Origin of the sequence: Ferrovibrio sp., from assembly GCF_036381655.1 — a bacterium.
Taxonomy (GTDB): domain Bacteria; phylum Pseudomonadota; class Alphaproteobacteria; order Ferrovibrionales; family Ferrovibrionaceae; genus Ferrovibrio.
In genome coordinates this window covers 1-18,225 of the sequence record NZ_DASVCJ010000025.1, presented here as the reverse complement: position 1 = coordinate 18,225, position 18,225 = coordinate 1, and the positions used below count along the sequence as shown (strand labels likewise).

Sequence of the window (18,225 nt, the reverse complement as noted above, 5' to 3'; positions counted from 1 at the left end):
TGTAATTAGCTGATGGCGGCGACAGCCAATTCCGCAGCCGCCCGATCAGCAGCCCTCCGCAACGGCGAAAAGATGAACCAGCCGCTCGTCAGTATCGGTATCTCACGCGTCACCTCCAGCCACGCACAGGTCGCCAATGCGCTGGGCATCGGAATCGTGCGCGGCCAATACGGCGAAGGCGCCCTGCTTCCGGCCGAAGCCGAGCTGATGAAGCAGTTCGGCACGTCGCGGACGGTACTGCGCGAAGCGATCAAGACACTGGCCGCCAAAGGCATGGTGGTTTCCAAAACAAAGGTCGGCACAAAAGTGCGTTCACGCTCGGCCTGGAACCTGTTCGATCCCGACGTCCTGCGCTGGTATCTCGCGGGCGGCGTCGATCGGCGCTTCCTGCGCGATCTGTCGGATATCCGTCTCGCCGTGGAGCCGGCGGCGGCGGCCTTGGCCGCGGCGCGCCACAGCGAAGCCGATCTCGTGGCGCTGGATACGGCATTGACCGCGATGCGCGATGCAAAGGCGCTGAATGCCGGCTATGCCGAAGCCGATCTCGCCTTCCATCTGGCCCTTGCCGATGCATCCAACAACATCTTCATGCGCTCGATCGGCGCCGTCATCGAGACCGCGCTGCTGGCATCGTTCCGCCTCAGCCTGCCGTCCGATGATGGGCAGCACGCCTCCTCCTGGCAGGCGCATGCCGACATCGCCGACGCCATCCGCAGAAAAGACGGCGCGGCGGCCGCCAGGGCCACGGAACGGGTGATCCGGCAGGGCCTTGAGCGCCTTGGCGCGCTGGACGGGCCGACGGTCGGCTGATAGTGGGCAGGATGACTGAAGACCGTATTCGCCATTTTGGAACTTTGCCGGATGGAACGCCGGTGCGGCAGGTCGTCTTATCGGACGATGCGCTTTCCGCGGACATCCTGAGCTTCGGCGCCGCCCTCCGCTCCCTTTCCTTCGAGGGGAGGCCGATGACGCTGTCGCTGGACACGCTGTCAGAATACGCCGAGCGCTCGCCCCATTGCGGCGCCGTCGCCGGACGGTTCGCCAATCGCATTGCGCATGGGCGTTTTGCGCTGGACGGGAAAAGCTGCCAGCTCAGCCGCAACGAGGCCGGGCGAACCCATCTGCATGGCGGCTTCAAAGGCTTCGGGCGGCGCAACTGGACATTCCGCGATGCCGGCCCGCAATCCGCCACGCTGGCTTACCGCTCCGTCGACGGAGAAGAAGGCTATCCCGGCAATCTGGAGGCGCTCTGCACCTATTCCCTGCCCGGCCAGGGCAGGCTGCGCATCCTCCTGGAAGCGACGTGCGATCAGCCGACCATCGTCAATCTCGCCACGCATTCCTATTTCAACCTCGATGGCAGCGGCACCATCGTGGATCACCTCCTGACCATCCCGGCTGAGGCCTATCTTCCGGTCGATGCCGACAGGATCCCGATCGGCGCGCAGGCATCCGTTACCGGAACGCCCTTCGACTTTCGCAGACCAAGGCCGATCGGCGATTTCGCCTACGATCATGCCTTCGTTTTATCGCAACAGGCGACAGCGGAGCCGCGGCCGGTCGCCCGCCTGGAATCGCCGAAGACGGGAATCATGCTGGAGATCGCCTCGACCGAGCCGGCCATCCAGTTCTACGCCGGCCAGATGCTTGGCCGCGCCGGCCTCGGCGCCGCCGGGCGTATCTATGGCGATCGCGCCGGGCTGTGCCTGGAACCGCAGCGTTTCCCGGATGCCCCCAACCAGCCAGGCTTCCCGAGCGCCGTTCTGAGGCCCGGTGAGGTCTATCGGCAGATCACCGAATATCGTTTTGCCAGGAAATGAGGATGCGATCATGACGCTGTCCCGACAGAAACCCTATCGTGGCGTTTTCCCCGTAGCGCCGACCATCTTTCACGACGACGGCACGCTCGATCTCGACGGCCAGCGGCGGGTGATCGACTTCATGATCGATGCCGGCGTCGACGGCATCTGCATCCTCGCCAATTTTTCCGAACAATTCGCCCTGACCGATGACGAACGCGACCGGGTCATGGATGCCGTGCTCAGGCATGTTGCCGGCCGGGTGCCGGTGATCGTCACCACCACCCATTTCAGCACCGCGATCTGCGCTGCCCGTTCGCGCCGGGCCCAGGATGCCGGCGCGGCCATGGTGATGGTGATGCCGCCCTATCACGGCGCCACCATCCGGGTCGGCGAAGCCGGCATCGAGGCATTCTTCCGGGCACTGTCCGATGCCATATCGATTCCCATCATGATCCAGGATGCGCCGGTTTCGGGCACATCGCTGCCGGCGCCTTTCCTGGCCAGGCTGGCGCGGGACATCGAGCATGTCTCGTATTTCAAGATCGAGACGGCCCAGGCCGCCAGCAAGCTGCGGACGCTGATCGAACTCGGCGGCGATGCCGTCGAGGGGCCGTGGGATGGCGAGGAAGGCATTACGCTGATGGCCGATCTCGATGCCGGCGCCACCGGTGCCATGACCGGGTCCGGCTTCCCCGACGGCATTCGCCAGATCATCGATCCCCATTTCGCCGGCCAGCGCGACAAGGCGGCGCTGGCCTATGCCAGATGGCTGCCGCTGATCAATTACGAGAACCGCCAATGCGGCCTCTGCGCGGCGAAGATCCTGCTCAAGGAAGGCGGCGTGATCGCCTCCGACGCGGTGCGCCATCCGCTCGAACATCCGCATCCGAAGACGCGCGCGGGACTGATCGAGATCGCCCGGCAGCTCGACGCCATGGTGCTGCGCTGGGGCAAATGAAAGCGGCCCCATGACAGCGACCGTCTTCAGCGATCTGGTCTGCATGTTGGGCGAAGGCCCGGCGGCACATCCGGCCCTGGGGCGGCTGTTCTGGTTCGACATTCTCGGCCGGCGGCTGATCGAAAAACCGTTTCAGGGCGGCGCGGCGCGCGTGCACGCCCTGCCCTTCATGGCCTCGATGATGGCCGTCGTCGATGACCATACCCAGCTGATCGCCGCGGAGGACGGTCTGTATCTGCGCGACGTGGCGTCCGGATCGCTCCGCCTGCATCGCCCGCTGGAAGCGGACAACCCCATGACGCGCTCGAATGACGGGCGGGTGCATCCCAGCGGGGCATTGTGGATCGGCACGATGGGCAAGAAGGCCGAAACCGGCGCCGGCGCGCTCTACTGGTTCTTCCGCGGAGAGATCCGGCGGCTGTTCTTCGGCATCTCCATCGTCAACTCGATCGCCTTCTCGCCCGACGGACGCATAGCGTACTTCGCTGATACCGCGCTGGGCGCAATCTGGCGGATCGACACCGATCCCCGGACCGGCCTGCCGGCGGGCGAGCGCCGGGTTTTCGCGACCATACCGCCAGGCGAGGGTGGACCGGACGGTTCGGTCGTCGATGCCGATGGCCTATTGTGGAATGCCCGCTGGGGCGGCGCCTGCCTGGATGTCTATGCTCCCGATGGACGGCGGCGGCGCTCGCTGCCGATGCCGGCGCGGCAGGTCTCCTGCCCGGCCTTCATCGGCGCCGCCGCCGACCGCCTGATCGTGACCTCGGCCACCGAGAACATGGATGCGGCGGCCCTGCGCGCCGATCCGCTGGCCGGCCAGACCTTCCTGGTCGATCCGCCCGTCGCCGGCCGCTTCGATCCGCCGGTCGCGCTGGCGTGATCGCGATCACGGGCAGGCGCGGTTTACGGGCCGATTGATTGGAGTCAATGCATGGTTTGCCGGCCGCTGCTGGGATAGGGCAGTCACAACGAAGCAGGATGAGTCGGGTATCATGCGCGTCTACCGGATTTCTCTCGCCCTGGCCGCGGTGGCCGCCATCGTGGCGGTCATGCTGGCGCTGATTCTGCGCGGCGGGCTGGACGATGTGACGGCCGCCGCCCTTCTCGTTGGCGGCTATTCCCTCATGGCGGTCGTCATCTATGCCGCCGTGGCGCCTTCGGCCTATCTGGCATACATGACCGTCGGCTTTTCGCTCGGCTATATCGGCGCCGGACTGGGCGCGGCCCTCTATTTCGCCATTCTGGTCTTCTCGAAGCTGTCGCAAATGCCGCTGCGCGATATCGGCATATCGGTAGGGCTCGCCGCGTCCAGCATCGTCGTGTTCGCCGCGTCCCTGTTCAGCATCCGGCGCGTCGTCGAGGTCGAGGACCGGACGGCAAGCGCAGCCTCACGCCGCTAAGGCCGGCAAGCCTCGCTGTGCGCGGAACCAAATAACGTCCGCTCAGAATCCGCTAAGTTGTTGACTTAGATCAGTATGGCTTGGCGGTGTGCACGAATAAACTGGTTTTTCGTGTAAGCAATAATCGCCGGTTTGCGCCAGAACGGAAGCGATTACTGACTCTGGTATTCGCAGCCCCTGTTTGCGGCCGTTAAGACTAATCCGTTTGGTCACTCTTGCATCGACATCGTTTCAACTTTGCTCGTCCACTGATGTTCAGAGGCTTCCAACAATTGACGTAGTTCATGACCCCTAGGTGCCGAACGCCGAAGGGATGACACCGTTGACCCAAACGGGAACCAGCGCCCTTCGAAGCCGTCAGCTAAAAGCGTGAGCGCCGCCGCAAGATCGGCTGGCTCCATAGATAGTATGGTGAGCGCCAAACTCAAGCGGAGCCCGACTTCCGGTTCGGGGGAATTTACCTGGAAGTGAAGGTGACCTTCATGCTCGCCGAACCGCATGCGCATTCCGATATCGCCATCCGGGAACATCAAATCCCTTACCCGCAGGGAGGTTTGGCTGACATCGACCAGCAGGCGCATGATCTCGTGGGGGTACAGTTCGGCCAGGAGCGGTGGTTTCTCGACTGAGGTTCCCATAAGCATGGCTTCTATAAGCCTCTGTGCGCCCTGGTGGTGGGCCGGGTATTCCTCGGCCCGCACCTCCCTGAGGTCGCATCCGCACCGACAGAAGCGAAGGTCTTCAGTCCGCCAGTTCAATGGAACCGGTTTTTCTTTTTCGGCGCTGCAATCCGGGCAATGGTGGATGAGGCGCAGCCCATGCTCGGTGCAGCCCGGGAAGATGCGAAGGTCCCATGTTGCCTTATAGACAGCATCCTTCTTCAGGCAGGCTGGACAGACCCTGCGGTTCTGATCGTGATAAACGGCCTCCGGGTCCAGCAGGTGCCCCATGAACCTGGTATAGGGATAGCCGTCCAGCTTGACAGGCGGTTCCGGCGCGAGCAGTCGGAGTGATTCAGCCGATTGCTGTGCGTAGGTCGCGAGCTGTTGAAGGTCTCTGTCCGAATACCAGATCTGAACAGGATCCAGCCCGGCACTCCTCTGCACTCCAGACACAGGCACCATATTCGCCTGCGCAAGTCGGGCGATGTAACCGAGGATGCTTTCTCCGAACTGTGGATGAACCCGCTCTGCAACCCGCTCGGTAACTTCTTTTGGTGGTAAACGATTAATCCGGCCGGGCGGCCTCTTGCCGCCGTATGAACGCACGTATGCCAAGCTGATCATCCCCCGCTTCCGGCGCCAAGGATTTCGGCACCGAATTCCTAGTCTGAGATGACGTTTTTCCTTGGAAATCCTTTGGGATGCAACAGGCGCGTTCATGCCAGGTGTCCCTGTCGAATGGAGTGCTTCGGCGGCGCTTTCAGTTTTTTGATCAACGGAGCGATGTCGACCCTTCTGAAAACGAACTGGCGCCCACCGTCCACACCGGGGCCTGACACGGGGCGGGCTCCACCCGCGATAAGTCTTTCCGCGGTCCAGCCTTTGTAGTGGGCGGAGTCCAAGCCCAGCTGTGCCGGGAATACGTATTTATGCTGGAAGGCTGACAGGTCGCCTGGCATGATCCGGCGCCCACGCAATCCGGCAATAATCTTGACCGGCAGAAATCTCCTTCCGACCAGAAAGTATGCCACCTCCTCCTTGATACCGAGCTTCCGGGCCGCATCTCGAATCGACGGTGGGTCATCGGGCGCTGCATGGCTCTCGACGTCCTCCGACCCGAGGTAAAACCGGGCAAGGCCATGGGCATCCCTCTTCAATGCGCCACGGCTTAACGCCTCAAGCAAGCCTTCCATCTTCCAGTCACCGCCTCCATTTGGGCGCCGAAGCAGCGCCTTGGGAAGCGAGATGACGTCCTTGGTTCTCGACACCTTGGCAGTCGCTACCTCAAGGGTCGCCAGTAGCGCCTTCGCGCTTTCCAGCGACCAACCTGATTTCCCATAGAGCTCAGCCACCACTCCAGTTGCGGCCTTCAACCAACCGAGCGCAATAACGCGATCGATCACTCCTCTCGAGCAGCCAAGGACCCTTCGCAACGTCTTCTTGTCGCCAATCTGCTCGAGTGCCGCGGCGAGCTCGGCGACGCATGACCTAGCAACGAGCATTGGGGCACCTCGGCCCAGCCCATCGTCTACGACGAATAGCTTGTGTTTCTGGAGAACCGGGCGCACCACCTCGACATTCCTCCGGAAGCAGGCGGCTGCTTCGGAGAGCGTCATCGTGCCGGGATTAGGCTTGAAGCCCAGGAGCTTCGTTCGCGATCGGATTGCGGGACGTTGCTGGAGATAACCGGCCAATGCCACTTTCAGGACTGCTCGTGCATGCTTCGGCGTAGACTTATCCGCGGCCCAGTTCAGGATTAGGTCGAGCCGTTTGGCTAGCCCGAATCGCGTTACCGAAGGAGACCTGCGGGCACAAAGCTGATCGAGAAAGGCATAAAAGTTGGCAGGCCACCCCTCGCAGATCCGATAACCGTCTGTGAGTACCTGGGGCGACAGGGCCGCTGTTAACGCCAGCTTAATTGGACGTGGGCGACGGCGATGTCCTGTTGAGAACCAACCTAGCGTCAGCAGCAGTGAGATTGTTGAGCATGGGTCGACCCAGCGCAGAGGGTCTTCAAGCTCGAGATTGGCATCGGGATGCCCAAGGCTGGCCAGGATAGCCGCCATCCCCATCACCTCCTGATGCGAGGCGCGCTTCGGCTTAGTGGCTGAAAGTACATGCCCGCATTTGCACGCATCGACGGAGCCGGAGCGCCAGCTTAATCTCGATTCGCATTCGGGGCATTGGGAATGCAGATACGCCCGGTGGCGTACGCAGACCGAGGCTACGCTCAGGTCCCAGATTGCGCGGTGATAGGGTGCTTCGCGCAGGCATTGTGGGCAGAAGCGGCGGCGATGCACGCTGACGTATTCCCGGCGTAGATCAAAACCCAGAAAGTTGACATTGCCGCGTCGGCAGCTCGGCCGATAGCTGATTCTTACCAGTGAATGGGCATCTGTGCCGCAGAAAGCTGCCAGCTTCCCGAGATTGCGTCTCCTGGTGGCGATTGCCTCCAGTGACGCCATTCGGACACGGGCAAGCTTCAGGAGATGTGGCGGCCCGGAGAGTAGATTCTCCGAGGCCGCCCGCATTAGATAGCCGATAAGGGACTCATCGGCCATTGGTCGAACTCGGACCGGAAGCTGCGCGATCGTCTCGCTTTGCCAACTCCCGGGCATGGTTCAGCCCTCCCTGTTCTCTGCCTTGCGCACGCCATTCCGCAAGCGAGTCTTCTGATTGCGGATGTCGCGCTCGACAGGGACCAGCCGCAACCGGTCCTCCGCGACGTCAAAGGGATTGAACCAACCGACTTTCTCACGGGAATCGCGGTAGCCCTCCATCGTTCTCCGCAGGATTTCCCGGTTCAGGCGGCGCGCACCACAGAGGAGGCCCTGTGTTGCCGCGTTGACGATGAAGGGAACGGCGCGCCCGAACAGGCCGCCGGAGAAGTGATACAGCGGCATGGCGATGTCGAGCGCCGCCAGGTCTGAAGGCTCCGGGAACGGCAACTCCTTCGCATACATCGAAAGCAGCGCCCGAAAGAGCGTGCGGTCTTCGGGGTTGCTCCAATTGAGAGGAGAAAGGTGGAACCGGCCTGCCGTGCGGGATTGCAGGGCCTTGTTCTCGTCATAGGCTTCAGCAGCTTCCTCAAGGCCGCTGACGACAATGGCTGTGCCGGAGTTGCTGATTGCCTTCAGCAAATCACCGCCGTTGTAGATCTGGGTTTTGGTCTTCTCCTCGACGATATGCTGGAACTCGTCGAAGATAATGACGTCGACCTGCTTTTTCCGCAGCCACTCAATGAGCTTCAGGCCAAGGACCGTGGTGTCAGTGGACTGCGACCCCACTGGAACTCCAAGTGCCTTCAGCGTCTGGACAATGACACCTTTGCAGGTGGAGTTCAGGAGAATCTCCACATAGAGGACCGGACACAGCGTGATGGTCTCGGTCGGGATGGGTGGATACTCGCGCTCGAACCTGCGCAGAATCGAGGTCTTCCCGACATGAGAGGGGCCCGTAACCAGCAGATTGCGTGAAGGAGATCCCGTCTCCCGCCCCACGTTGCCGAAGTTCTTGAGTTGCTCCAGCCGTGCCATCAGCTGCTGCGTCCTGGCGGTATGCAGGAAGACAGAGTTCAGCGCGGCAATCTTGCTGACCATCTCCTGAAGTGTCGGCGGCGTCGCCTGCGGGTTCTCCGCGCCCCCTTCAGAGGGGCGCGGGTCAGTGATGCCGGTAAGGATGTCGAGGGTGTCGGTGGTCATGGAGTGTCCTTTCGTGAGAGTTGGTTAGGCTTTGCTGACGAGGCCGCTGGCGACGGCATCGTCGAAGGTGTCATTGGCGGGAGGCGGCGTAATCGGCGTGTCGTTTGCCGGTTTCGCCTGTTGCTCCACCCGTGCTGCGGGCTTCTTAGGCTTGGCCGCCTCGTCTACCGCAGCGTCCACGCGCGCCGTGTTGGCCTTGATAACTTCAGCCTCCATGGCGTCCTTGAGCGCCTGGTTGCGCAGCATCTTGGCCCGCTTGAGGTGCTTAGCCTCGATGAAGAGCTCGGCCTGCGCCTTCAGCAGATTCTCCTGCGTCAAGCGCTCGTACTTTTTGGCGTCCATCTTCGCCCGCGCAACGTTGACGTTGTGCTCGGCGAGAGTCAGGCCGTCGGTGTACTCCGGCATGACGGAGGGAAGCGCGAAGTACTTGCGTGTCCTCCAGTCCTCGACCAGCACGAAGCTCAGGTCGTCGCTGTTGAGCTTGACCTTGACCCGGTCCGGCTTGTCCGCGCGGTTGATGATCTGCTTGATGAGCGGGTCCTTGGAATTGTACCGCAGACCCAGAAGCTCGACGCCCTTGCGGGTCAGAGCGCACATCCGGGTGTTGGTCAGCAGAGCATCCAGGTCGGCGTTGGACGGCGGCAGGCGGACAGGGTGCTTCTTGATGCCCTCCTGCCATTTGACGATCGGCGCCACCCCGAGTGTCCGCTGGATTTGGACGGAGTACACGTCGACCACCCAGCGAAGGAACAGTCGCCGCAGGTCCTCCAGCGAGAGGATTGCCTCCTTCTGGGAGTCGTAGTCACCCCGGCGGAAGATGTTGCCGAACACCGTCCCCTCGATACGCTGGACGAAGCTTTCCGTAATCGTTCGGAAGGCGCGCTCGATTTTGCCGCGCTCCTCCGGCGTCCTGACGCGGCACCGATGGATGGTCATTCCCAGGCCGAGGCAGATTTCATCGAAATCGTGCGCAATGAAGTTTGCGCCGTTATCGACGAAGACCATGCGCGGAACGCCGTACACCGAGGAGTAGTTGTTGATAATCTCCGGGTACTGCGCGACCTCGTCCGCCTTGGGCTCGATGGTGTGCCTGAGAGCCAAGGCGACCTTATGGACACTCGGCGCTTCGAACCCGATGTGCCAGCCCACAATCATGCGGGTGTTCCGGCAAAGCACGAGGGTCAGAATCGGACGCCCGATGGGGATGTTCTTTTCCGGGTCGATGCAGATGATGTCCATCTCGTGGTCATCAATCTCCACCTCCCCAAGCGGCCGGTCGCCCTGCGGCCCGAGGACCACAGGATTGCACGCCTGCCGGGCTGCCACGGGCCCCTGCTGTGCGAAGATGACCTCATCCCTTGGGATGCTTTTCACCTTCTCATACACGGTTTTCAGGCTCGGCCCCCGCAGCTTTTTCCCGTCCGAAGTCAGGAAGATGCCGTTGACACCCACCGTAGGCATCATTGCCACGATGCGGGTGATCTCCCCGTGAATGAACTTCACGGACTGGGGGACGCGGTTGAGATAGTGGGTATCAATCATGTCCCACATGAGCTCGACCACTTCCGGTGCGAACCGCTGCTTCCGGTTCCCGCGAAGCTCGTACATCGGCGCCAGCCAACGGATGTCGTTGTCATTGGCATTGCCATTGCGGCCATAGAAGCGCATCCACTTCTTGACCGTCGAGGGCGGCGGAGGCGCGGCATCCCCGATGCGAGTGGCGGTTGCCGTAAGAACCGGCCCCCACTTGTCCTCGGAGGTGTACATCAAGCCTTCGTCGATGATGTCCTTCACATACTCCCAGCGCCATTTGGTAATGGCCTGGATATGCGGCGGATAGGACTCGAAGTGCTGCGACAGCAATGCGCGCTCCGCGTCGGACATCATGTTCTTGGTGTTGTCGATGACCTTGGTCATGACGCCCTCCTTCCAGAGGGCTGCGAGTTCATCATCGGATTTGGCGATGACGAGGCCGCCTTCGACCTTGCGCAGGTTGACCATGCCGCATTCGCTGCGGCTGTCGACCTGGTAGAACTCGCCGTTGATTTCGAGGCGTTCGCCGCGCTTGAGAGAGATAGACATAATGATGGCTCCTTTCAGGCCAGGGTGGGACCGCTGATGCGGCTGTCGGAAGACAGGCGCACAGTGGCTAAATCGGTGAAGGTGAAGCAGTTGCGCAGAGCGGCGCCGTAGAGCTGGCCGCGCTGCTCCCTGGACGTCATGCCCAGGGCTTGCTCGAGTTCGCCCAAGGTGGAAACACCGCCCACCTCGATTGCCTCGAGAATTCGGAACCGGAGCTCCTGCGAGGGCTCATGGGTGTTGTACCAGAGCAGCTCGTTGGCGTTCGCGAGATGGATCGGCTGCCGGATTTCGACTTCGGTATAGACCTTGAACTCCATACCGAACTCGTTGACCGCAATTTTGGCCTGGTCGTAGAAGGCCTTGGTCAGTGGCTGCAGGTAATCGCTGAGGTACTTCACCTCATAGATTTCGACCGTGCCGTCCCGGTAGTAGACGACCCCGTCTGGCGTATACCGGCGCATCTTTCCGAGGAAGCTGAAGCGAACCGGCTTCGGCTGCACGCTGAAAAGGGCGACGGCATTCGTCGACTCGAGGAGCCGGAGCTTGTCGAGTTCGAGCGAGGACTCGTGGGCCAGCTTGGCCCCCATCTTCTGGCTGTCGAAGTATCCGACGGACCACTTCGGGGACCGCGTGACTACCTGTCGGCTCGGGCGGGTATCCAGCTCGTAGCCGATGCGATCACGCCAATGGGGAGTGTTCACGCCTTTCGGCGCGTTACGTTTAGACATTTGAAGCTCCTATGAGCGTTGTGGGAAGTGGGAGGGCTCGGCGCCGGTACGAACTATCCGTACCGGCGCCTTGCTATGAGTTTCCGCTCGGCGAAGACGCCGCTGTTTTCAGATTTTGCGCTCATGAGGGTCACGCAGCCGGGCCGTTGCAGTTGGCCGGATTCGGCATCGCTGCAATCGCGAGCCGCCCGACCAGATACATGTCCAGCAACTTGCTGTCGGGAAACACGACTTCACGACCGTCCTTACGCGCCAGCGTAATGACCGAGAAGTCGGCAACCGGGCGGCAGGAGCGAACGCGGTAGGACACCCCGTCCAGGTTCACGGCACTGTTGGTGCGAAGATTGAGCAAGTTCATGGCAGGCTCCTTCAGGCGCGCTGGGTGTCGGCGAGGATGATGTCGAGGGCGAGGTAATCGACATCGACATCAATCTTCGGCTTGGACTGGCAGCGCGGATAGATGCTGTTTTCAGAGCTAGTCCGGAGCTTTCGGCGGCACGGCTCAAGGTCACTGCTGAGCCGTTCCTTCGCTTCCAGAATCGGCAACATCTGGATGTAGGCCATGATGTCCATCCTGGCTCGCTCGAGACGAACTTGGTCGACCTTGACCTGCTCGCGATAGGCACCCGCAGTAGAAGGCACGTTCGCAAGGAAGCGTTTGCAGTCCTCCATCCCTTTTCGCGCACGCAGCCGAACCAGCGCCATGAGGCAAGCCAGGCGGGTCGTGTAGTTGTCGTTTGCCGGGCGCGGTGTAGGCGCACGCCGGATGTATGCGCCGAACGGCACATCAGGAAGCTTAGTCATGGATGAGGTCTCCTTACCTCTGCAGTGAATACGGTTACGGTTAAGTCGCTGTTGGACTTACCGTATGCAGAGGCCCTCGCTGGCGAGGACACAGGTTGCGAAGGCAATCATGGTCGCGTTCCTTAGATGCTTACCAACTTACCGGGCAACTCGGGTGCCGCCCCGGCGGAGACAAATCCGGGGCGGCACCCGGCTCATCATTGAGCGATGAACCTCTGGGTTTGCGTGAAGCCGAATACCGCACGCCTACCAGACTTACGCGTAACACGGAGCGCTGGGACGAACTGGCCAGACACACCGTTTGTGTCCGTTGACGTTATCTTCCTGACCTCGCATGCGTGAAGCCGAATACCGCACGCCAGCGGGTGGTGGTCAGACAGTGGAAAGCCGGAAGCGGTGGCTTCTTGACCTTCCAAACGCAACGAACGGGTCAGGGAAACTGCCTGACCGGAACCGCGTCAACGCTCTTATATGTGGGAGAGAGGACGCGCGATGACGCCCGGCATTTGCCAGGTGGACTGAAGTCCAAGGGTTTTTGATTCGCGTGTCATGACGAATAGGTACAACCGGAAGCGATTAAAATGCAAGAGGGAATGTCGCCGTCGCTCATCGCTGTTGCATTTCGATCACGCTATCGGCGGCCAAACCCAGTTTTCTGAACTCATTTTCGCGCAGTCAACATTATTTTTTACCGGCATCATGGCTTTCAAATGGAAGCGATTGGTGGTCGGACGGTGGCGTCGACGACGTCTCTTGCATGCCGAGCGTCTAGATTCTGACCATCGATTTGGGTCAGCAGCTGGGGCTGAGTATGTCCGCCGATTTCGGAGAGAAGCTACTGAGGGAGTTTGAGCAGCAGCTCGATCGGGCCGAGGAGAGTCGGAACGAGGTGGAAATGCCCACCTCTTGGCGCCAGCGGCGCAGTCCAGGTTCGCAGCGCCGAGTACCGAAACATGTTCGAGACCGGGAGCTGACACTACGGATGATCAATGCGGCCGGACGCCCAGTCCGGCTGGCAGAGCTGCTAGACGCCGGGATCGACGTCAGGGTCGTTCGGGCCGTGGTTCAGGAGGGACGGATCCTCAATCCCGTTAAGGGCATCTACTGCGACCTGGGCAACTACGACCCGTTTCTGCATGCACTTGCATGCTTGCGGGTGCATGGCACTGACTACGTTCTGTGCCTGAAGAGTGCTGCCCAGTATCACGGGCTGATAGGCAATGTTGACAGCGACCTGTGGGTCGCGGCGCCGGTCGGGCGTGGAATACTGGCGTATGTCGGCGACTACCGGGCGGTACCCATTCATTGGAATGGCATGCAGGCGCCCTACGCACCGATGGATGTCCCGCTGGACAGCGAGGCTGATGTTGATCTTGGCCGACTGGAGCAGACGGAGCGCTATTTTGGGATCTGGCGTCAGGTCGTTGGCGGGGTAGAAATTAAAGTGACCTCCCCCGCGCGGACTGTCGTTGACCTGCTGCGTTACATGGAGCGGCCGGTCGCTAAGGAGCGGGTAGACGGCTTGTGCTTTGACCAGGCCACCGCCTTCGAGGCGCTGGCTACATTCGTCAGGGATAACGACGTCGACATGGTGGCCGAAATTGCAGACCGGCTTGGATGCACTGATCAGATTGAGGTTCACGTTGCCCTCGCCCGGAGCTTCCAAGTAACGGTGGGTCGCCGATCATAGTACATTTGTTTTGTGGCCAATAATAATGTACCCCTCATGCTTAGAGCGATTGGCTCAGCTGGAACGGTTCATTTGTCTGCCTTTCAAATGGGCCACCACTCTCTGACGTCGGCACCTGAAACGGATCCAGCAGCCCCGGTAACGGGAAGTGTTGGCTGATACGGCGGAAATCGTCGGTATCCCGAGTCACCACCGTTGCACCTTCTGTCACGGCAATGGCAGCCACCATCAGGTCGGCGCCTGTTCGCTGCTTCTTCGATCTCGGATCCCGGAGGACGAAGTTGACGAGGTCCGGGGTAGTCAACATTCGGCCGTATAGGCGGCTGGCGGCGAGAGTGAGTGGTAGAATTCTGCCTTCGAAGAATGGAAGCACGTCGTTGTCCAGCCATCGTTCTGCATCGGCTGCCACCCCGGGATGCTGCCTGCGGGCGCGCTCGATGCCGATTTGAATTTCGAAGATTGTAATGACGGTGGTCCAAAGGTCCCGGGCATCTTGCCGGGTATACCAGTCCATCATCTGGGGTGCAGGCTTACGCTTGCGGAGCTCGCTCACCACGTTGGTGTCGAGCAGAAACACTCATCAGTCACCACGACCTTTCGGTCGGGTGCCGCCCAGATGAAGTGGGCCTTCGCGAACGGTCTTCATGGCCTCGTCGAACGCGTCCTCCTCCGAATCCGAAGGTTGACGATTCAGCACACTTCGATCTGAGGACGAACGGGATTCTTCAAGATATTTTCGTGATACGACGAAGACCTCCTGGCCGCCCGCGGTGACTATGGCCTGCGCATCTCCAGCGGCAGCGGCGGCCACCAGCTCTTCCAGCTTTTCGCGCGCGTCAGTCAGCTGCCAGGTTCTCGGCTTCATTCAAGCAGTCCAGAAATCCTTTGCTGGAAATTCATTGCCGTGCGTGGGCAAGGATTTTCCGACCGGCAAGGAAAATACGATTTCTCGAGCGGAGCAAGAAGGTAGTGCGCCTCCAGACGGCGGCCACTCGTAAATTGCCCGATGCCAGAAGCTTCAGTGCGCCGCATCCCCGGGTTCAGTAATCGCGGCAATGGAGCGAATGACCCGCTTCCATAGGCGCTGGTTGTCCAGGTCTCCGAGGGCAAGCGCTTCATCTGCGCACTGGGAAGCCTTGATGACCGCGTGAGCGCCGTATTCCTGGATCATCAGTCCAGCTGCCAGCCAGATTTCCCGGTCGCTCCCAATTGGAGCCACCGCCAGACGCGAGTCGACGTATTTGGATGACTTCATTCTGCCCCCTTTTGCCGAGGGAAGCTATTCAACGGCAACAGGGTTGTAAATCGGCCGCGAGCCAGCATCATCACGGCGTACAGGTGCGCTTAGCGGGGGTGTTGGGGATGTACAATAAGGTCGAACAGGAGGTCATCCTCCTCAATGCCGTCTGGAAGATGATTGGCGGCATGGTGAATTACCAGTTATTCGTGAAGGGACATGGCACCGAAGACGTGACTTTGACGTTCAACACCAACGTGCATGCAAGATTATTCACCATCCTGTTGGTCGACTTCCTGTCGCGATCACATCCCAGACATTCGCGAGTGCCGGTTATCATGATAAGTGGCCTTCCCGCACATCATGAGTTGGCAGGAGAGGTGGACGCCTTCCTGCAGAAGCCCTTTCGGATGGCGAGGCTGACCGAGCTGCTACGCGAACTACTGGCGGATCGCGTTGGCTGAACGCGAAGGTATTGACTTTCCCGGCTGAAGCACCGCCTTCCTCCGCTCTCGCCCTTATCCCTCTGTCTCAATCTTCCACGACTGTCAGGATTGGGTCTAACGCGCGAAGGCCGATGTGGCGAATCGGATAAAGGCCGTTGAAGCCTAGTAGTGCATTGTGGGCGTCGGCTTCCTGACGATGCATTACATCGTTGGCACTGGTGGATGACACTTCCTCCGGGATGACCGGCTCGGCCCCACCGTCGTTTCCAATGAAAACCGCCAATCTCTTGAACCTGACGTAAGATCCTAGTGCCTATTCTCCCCGATCAGCGATCAGGGCCGCCTCTAGCTCATCCGCATCAACAAGAAAAGCTTGTCGCATACTGCTATTGGTCGCCACTGCTGGAACGTGAATTCGGGTCTCCACGTACCGGTAAGCATCGAACGATAATCCCTGTAACTGCTCTGCCTCGGCGACGACAAGGTATGTTCCTGGTGGCTGCTCCCCGACGCCAGCAAGCCGAAAGCTGCGGGAGAATGTGACCAGCGTTTCCGTTGTTCGTGTGAGCATGCTCGGTCAACTTTCAATACGGACGCGGGTTAGTGTGACGGAGGAAATAGCGCACTACTGATACTGGGGAAGCCCCATGCCACGAGGATCCGCATTTGCCACTCGCATCGACATTCTACATGTCACCTCGTACCGCTACACCGGTAATGTGCATCTTGGCCCTCACAGACTGATGCTTCAGCCACGTGAAGGAAGCGGAGTTCACCTAGTGAGCTTGGAGATCCTGACCAATCCTCCTGCGAACTTGAGGTGGACAGAAGACGTTTTTGGCAATTCGATCGTCATCGCCGAGTTCCACAGCGTTGCGGAGAAGCTTATAATTACCGCGAGAATGGACATCGAACTGCGCGATGGCAGCGAACAAAGTCGCACTCGCTATGTTGGATTTCCCATTTCATACTCCGATCAGGAAAGAGACGCTCTCGGGGTCCTCACCTGCCAGCGCTATCCCGATCCTGACGGGAAGGTCAAACGTTGGGCCGCCGCCTTCATCTACAGCATCCCGACGGAGGCATTTGCGCTTCTCGGTGATCTCTGCTTGGGCGTCTCCACATCAGTATCGTACCGGAGCCGAGACGACTTCGGCACGCAATCCCCTCAGCACACGTTGGAACGTGGTTGGGGCGCATGCCGTGATCTTGCCGTCCTATTCGCCGAAGCCGCTCGGTCACTGGGGTTCGGGGCCCGGATCGTCTCCGGCTATCTCTTCGACCCGTCCGGTCAGAGTAGCGGTGCTGGCGCAACGCACGCCTGGGCAGAAGTCTACCTGCCACAAACCGGTTGGATTGCATTCGACCCGACCCATGCCGCCGCTAGCGGGACCCGGTTGATACCGGTCGCAGTTGGCGCAGACATTACTGACCTCCCTCCGGTGTCAGGGGATTTTTCCGGAAATGGCGCCGCCATGAGTGAAATGCGCGTTGAAGTCAGCGTAAGCCAACGTCCGGTCGTGATCGACTGAGGGCCAGCAGCGCGCCGATACCAGCTGCCGCCGATATTATCGAGGCAATGGTAATCCCTACCTTTGCCGACCCGAGCAATCCGGGTTCGTATGCCAGTTCGGCAATGAACAGAGCCATTGTAAAACCAATGCCTGTCAGAAAACTGCCGCCGACTAACACGCTCCAGCTTAGATCGGCCGGTAACGCCGCCAGCCGACCACGCACGGCTATGGCCGAGAACAGGATTACGCCAAGTGGCTTTCCGAATGCCAACCCGAGAACAGTTGCGGTGACAAGACTGAAATCCAGATCTCCCGAGCGCCACGCCACATCGGCATTCGCCAGAGCAAATAGCGGCATGACCATGTAGGCGACCCAAGGGTGAAGAGCGGCTTCTAATTGTTCGACCGGCGAAAGCGCCTCTTTGGTAGCAATTTGGGCGCGCTTAAGATTTGCCCTGGTAAGCTTTGCCGGTCCTTGCTTCCCGGCGGAAGACGGCCTTACATCCTGCAGGATGGCCTGCAGCCTGCTGTCACTTACCCACCTGCGAGTGGAAGCCATGAACCCGAGAATTATGCCAGTGAGCGTCGGGTGGATTCCAGCAAGCTCGAGGGCAAGCCAGATGAAGACTCCAATTCCCAGGTAGGCTGCAACACTGCGCACGCCGATCTTGGAGAGAAGGTAGACCAGCAGCATCCCGACGACGACCAGAGCAATTCCCAGCCAATTGATGGCGCCGCTATACCCAATGGCGACCACCAGGATTGCTCCTACATCGTCAAAAATCGCCAGCGAGAGAAGGAATAGCCGCAAGCTTAGCGGAACCCGGCGACCAAGCACCGCCATGCACCCGACCAGGAACGCCGTGTCAGTTGCTGTTACGGTGCCCCAACCGTGCGCGGCCGGACCGCCGCCTGCGGCAGCCAGATAAAGCATCGGCGGCACAAGCATGCCGCCTAAAGCTCCTGCTAGAGACAACGCGGCGATGCGAAAGTCTTGCAGTTCTCCAACGACCAGTTCCCGCTTGAGTTCGAGCGCCACCGTAAAGAAGAACAGGCTCATCAACCCGTCATTAATCCAGTGCTTCACGGATCGTGTGTACTCCACCCCACCAACGCTTACGCCGATCTGGGTGTGCCAGAACGCCGCGTATGACGCGGACCACGGCGAGTTTGCGATAGTGATTGCGCAGATGGTGGC

At 60.5% G+C, this 18,225-nt stretch carries 19 protein-coding genes; 8 read left to right on the top strand and 11 right to left on the bottom strand.

What is annotated here, in order from left to right:
- The first annotated feature begins 72 nt into the window (after positions 1-72).
- From VF194_RS04975 to VF194_RS04955, 5 genes are all read left to right on the top strand, one after another.
- Positions 73-810 (top strand): FadR/GntR family transcriptional regulator, encoded by a 738-nt coding sequence (locus tag VF194_RS04975; protein ID WP_330888636.1) that lies wholly within the window; start codon positions 73-75, stop codon positions 808-810.
- Positions 811-821: 11 nt separating this feature from the next.
- Entirely contained in the window at positions 822-1,820 is a 999-nt protein-coding gene (locus VF194_RS04970) for an aldose epimerase family protein (RefSeq protein ID WP_330888634.1), read from the top strand.
- A gap of 10 nt (positions 1,821-1,830) precedes the next feature.
- Complete coding sequence (locus tag VF194_RS04965) at positions 1,831-2,760, top strand: dihydrodipicolinate synthase family protein (protein ID WP_330888632.1); 930 nt, start codon at positions 1,831-1,833, stop codon at positions 2,758-2,760.
- 10 nt (positions 2,761-2,770) lie between these two features.
- The gene (locus VF194_RS04960; protein WP_330888631.1) at positions 2,771-3,643 is read left to right on the top strand and encodes an SMP-30/gluconolactonase/LRE family protein; all 873 of its coding nucleotides are present in this window, start codon (positions 2,771-2,773) and stop codon (positions 3,641-3,643) included.
- A gap of 112 nt (positions 3,644-3,755) precedes the next feature.
- Positions 3,756-4,163, top strand: coding sequence for a hypothetical protein (locus VF194_RS04955; protein WP_330888629.1), 408 nt, complete (start codon positions 3,756-3,758; stop codon positions 4,161-4,163).
- A gap of 209 nt (positions 4,164-4,372) precedes the next feature.
- Here the strand turns inward: VF194_RS04955 and VF194_RS04950 are convergent, their stop codons facing one another.
- From VF194_RS04950 to VF194_RS04920, 7 genes are all read right to left on the bottom strand, one after another.
- Positions 4,373-5,449 carry a TniQ family protein gene (locus tag VF194_RS04950; protein WP_330888627.1) on the bottom strand — a complete coding sequence of 359 codons (1,077 nt, stop codon included), beginning with the start codon at positions 5,447-5,449 and terminating at the stop codon, positions 4,373-4,375.
- A 92-nt stretch (positions 5,450-5,541) separates the two neighbouring features.
- Positions 5,542-7,443 (bottom strand): TniQ family protein, encoded by a 1,902-nt coding sequence (locus tag VF194_RS04945; RefSeq protein WP_330888625.1) that lies wholly within the window; start codon positions 7,441-7,443, stop codon positions 5,542-5,544.
- Positions 7,444-7,446: 3 nt separating this feature from the next.
- Positions 7,447-8,526 carry a TniB family NTP-binding protein gene (locus tag VF194_RS04940; protein WP_330888623.1) on the bottom strand — a complete coding sequence of 360 codons (1,080 nt, stop codon included), beginning with the start codon at positions 8,524-8,526 and terminating at the stop codon, positions 7,447-7,449.
- Positions 8,527-8,550: 24 nt separating this feature from the next.
- Positions 8,551-10,608 (bottom strand): hypothetical protein, encoded by a 2,058-nt coding sequence (locus VF194_RS04935; RefSeq protein WP_330888621.1) that lies wholly within the window; start codon positions 10,606-10,608, stop codon positions 8,551-8,553.
- Positions 10,609-10,622: 14 nt separating this feature from the next.
- Positions 10,623-11,336 carry a TnsA endonuclease N-terminal domain-containing protein gene (locus VF194_RS04930; RefSeq protein WP_330888619.1) on the bottom strand — a complete coding sequence of 238 codons (714 nt, stop codon included), beginning with the start codon at positions 11,334-11,336 and terminating at the stop codon, positions 10,623-10,625.
- A 130-nt stretch (positions 11,337-11,466) separates the two neighbouring features.
- On the bottom strand, positions 11,467-11,694 hold the full coding sequence (locus VF194_RS04925) for a hypothetical protein (protein ID WP_330888617.1): 228 nt from the start codon (positions 11,692-11,694) through the stop codon (positions 11,467-11,469).
- Between the two features lie 11 nt (positions 11,695-11,705).
- Positions 11,706-12,140 (bottom strand): hypothetical protein, encoded by a 435-nt coding sequence (locus VF194_RS04920; RefSeq protein ID WP_330888615.1) that lies wholly within the window; start codon positions 12,138-12,140, stop codon positions 11,706-11,708.
- An 811-nt stretch (positions 12,141-12,951) separates the two neighbouring features.
- Here VF194_RS04920 and VF194_RS04915 point away from each other — a divergent pair.
- Positions 12,952-13,830, top strand: coding sequence for a hypothetical protein (locus VF194_RS04915; protein ID WP_330888613.1), 879 nt, complete (start codon positions 12,952-12,954; stop codon positions 13,828-13,830).
- A gap of 40 nt (positions 13,831-13,870) precedes the next feature.
- Here VF194_RS04915 and VF194_RS04910 read toward each other — a convergent pair whose 3' ends face one another.
- The 3 genes from VF194_RS04910 to VF194_RS04900 all read right to left on the bottom strand — a co-directional run bounded on the left by VF194_RS04910 (position 13,871) and on the right by VF194_RS04900 (position 15,085).
- On the bottom strand, positions 13,871-14,407 hold the full coding sequence (locus VF194_RS04910) for a type II toxin-antitoxin system VapC family toxin (protein WP_330888611.1): 537 nt from the start codon (positions 14,405-14,407) through the stop codon (positions 13,871-13,873).
- Between the two features lie 3 nt (positions 14,408-14,410).
- Positions 14,411-14,695: a type II toxin-antitoxin system prevent-host-death family antitoxin gene (locus VF194_RS04905; RefSeq protein WP_330888609.1), complete on the bottom strand. Its 285-nt coding sequence runs from the start codon at positions 14,693-14,695 to the stop codon at positions 14,411-14,413.
- A 153-nt stretch (positions 14,696-14,848) separates the two neighbouring features.
- Positions 14,849-15,085, bottom strand: coding sequence for a hypothetical protein (locus VF194_RS04900; protein WP_330888606.1), 237 nt, complete (start codon positions 15,083-15,085; stop codon positions 14,849-14,851).
- Between the two features lie 107 nt (positions 15,086-15,192).
- Between VF194_RS04900 and VF194_RS04895 the strand changes: the two genes are divergently transcribed.
- Positions 15,193-15,531 (top strand): hypothetical protein, encoded by a 339-nt coding sequence (locus VF194_RS04895; RefSeq protein WP_330888604.1) that lies wholly within the window; start codon positions 15,193-15,195, stop codon positions 15,529-15,531.
- A 629-nt stretch (positions 15,532-16,160) separates the two neighbouring features.
- Positions 16,161-17,045: a transglutaminase family protein gene (locus VF194_RS04890; protein ID WP_330888602.1), complete on the top strand. Its 885-nt coding sequence runs from the start codon at positions 16,161-16,163 to the stop codon at positions 17,043-17,045.
- Here VF194_RS04890 and nhaA read toward each other — a convergent pair.
- On the bottom strand, positions 17,011-18,225 hold a 1,215-nt coding region (gene nhaA / locus VF194_RS04885; RefSeq protein WP_330888600.1), incomplete at its 5' end, for a Na+/H+ antiporter NhaA. The genes VF194_RS04890 and nhaA overlap by 35 nt on opposite strands.

Excerpts from the sequence above, each read along its gene's own strand:
- VF194_RS04975 (WP_330888636.1), top strand. The coding sequence starts at position 73 with ATGAACCAGCCGCTCGTCAGTATCGGTATCTCACGCGTCACCTCCAGC.
- VF194_RS04970 (WP_330888634.1), top strand. The coding sequence starts at position 822 with ATGACTGAAGACCGTATTCGCCATTTTGGAACTTTGCCGGATGGAACG.
- VF194_RS04965 (WP_330888632.1), top strand. The coding sequence starts at position 1,831 with ATGACGCTGTCCCGACAGAAACCCTATCGTGGCGTTTTCCCCGTAGCG.
- VF194_RS04960 (WP_330888631.1), top strand. The coding sequence starts at position 2,771 with ATGACAGCGACCGTCTTCAGCGATCTGGTCTGCATGTTGGGCGAAGGC.
- VF194_RS04955 (WP_330888629.1), top strand. The coding sequence starts at position 3,756 with ATGCGCGTCTACCGGATTTCTCTCGCCCTGGCCGCGGTGGCCGCCATC.
- VF194_RS04950 (WP_330888627.1), bottom strand. The coding sequence starts at position 5,449 with ATGATCAGCTTGGCATACGTGCGTTCATACGGCGGCAAGAGGCCGCCC.
- VF194_RS04945 (WP_330888625.1), bottom strand. The coding sequence starts at position 7,443 with ATGCCCGGGAGTTGGCAAAGCGAGACGATCGCGCAGCTTCCGGTCCGA.
- VF194_RS04940 (WP_330888623.1), bottom strand. The coding sequence starts at position 8,526 with ATGACCACCGACACCCTCGACATCCTTACCGGCATCACTGACCCGCGC.
- VF194_RS04935 (WP_330888621.1), bottom strand. The coding sequence starts at position 10,608 with ATGTCTATCTCTCTCAAGCGCGGCGAACGCCTCGAAATCAACGGCGAG.
- VF194_RS04930 (WP_330888619.1), bottom strand. The coding sequence starts at position 11,336 with ATGTCTAAACGTAACGCGCCGAAAGGCGTGAACACTCCCCATTGGCGT.
- VF194_RS04925 (WP_330888617.1), bottom strand. The coding sequence starts at position 11,694 with ATGAACTTGCTCAATCTTCGCACCAACAGTGCCGTGAACCTGGACGGG.
- VF194_RS04920 (WP_330888615.1), bottom strand. The coding sequence starts at position 12,140 with ATGACTAAGCTTCCTGATGTGCCGTTCGGCGCATACATCCGGCGTGCG.
- VF194_RS04915 (WP_330888613.1), top strand. The coding sequence starts at position 12,952 with ATGTCCGCCGATTTCGGAGAGAAGCTACTGAGGGAGTTTGAGCAGCAG.
- VF194_RS04905 (WP_330888609.1), bottom strand. The coding sequence starts at position 14,695 with ATGAAGCCGAGAACCTGGCAGCTGACTGACGCGCGCGAAAAGCTGGAA.
- VF194_RS04900 (WP_330888606.1), bottom strand. The coding sequence starts at position 15,085 with ATGAAGTCATCCAAATACGTCGACTCGCGTCTGGCGGTGGCTCCAATT.
- VF194_RS04895 (WP_330888604.1), top strand. The coding sequence starts at position 15,193 with ATGTACAATAAGGTCGAACAGGAGGTCATCCTCCTCAATGCCGTCTGG.
- VF194_RS04890 (WP_330888602.1), top strand. The coding sequence starts at position 16,161 with ATGCCACGAGGATCCGCATTTGCCACTCGCATCGACATTCTACATGTC.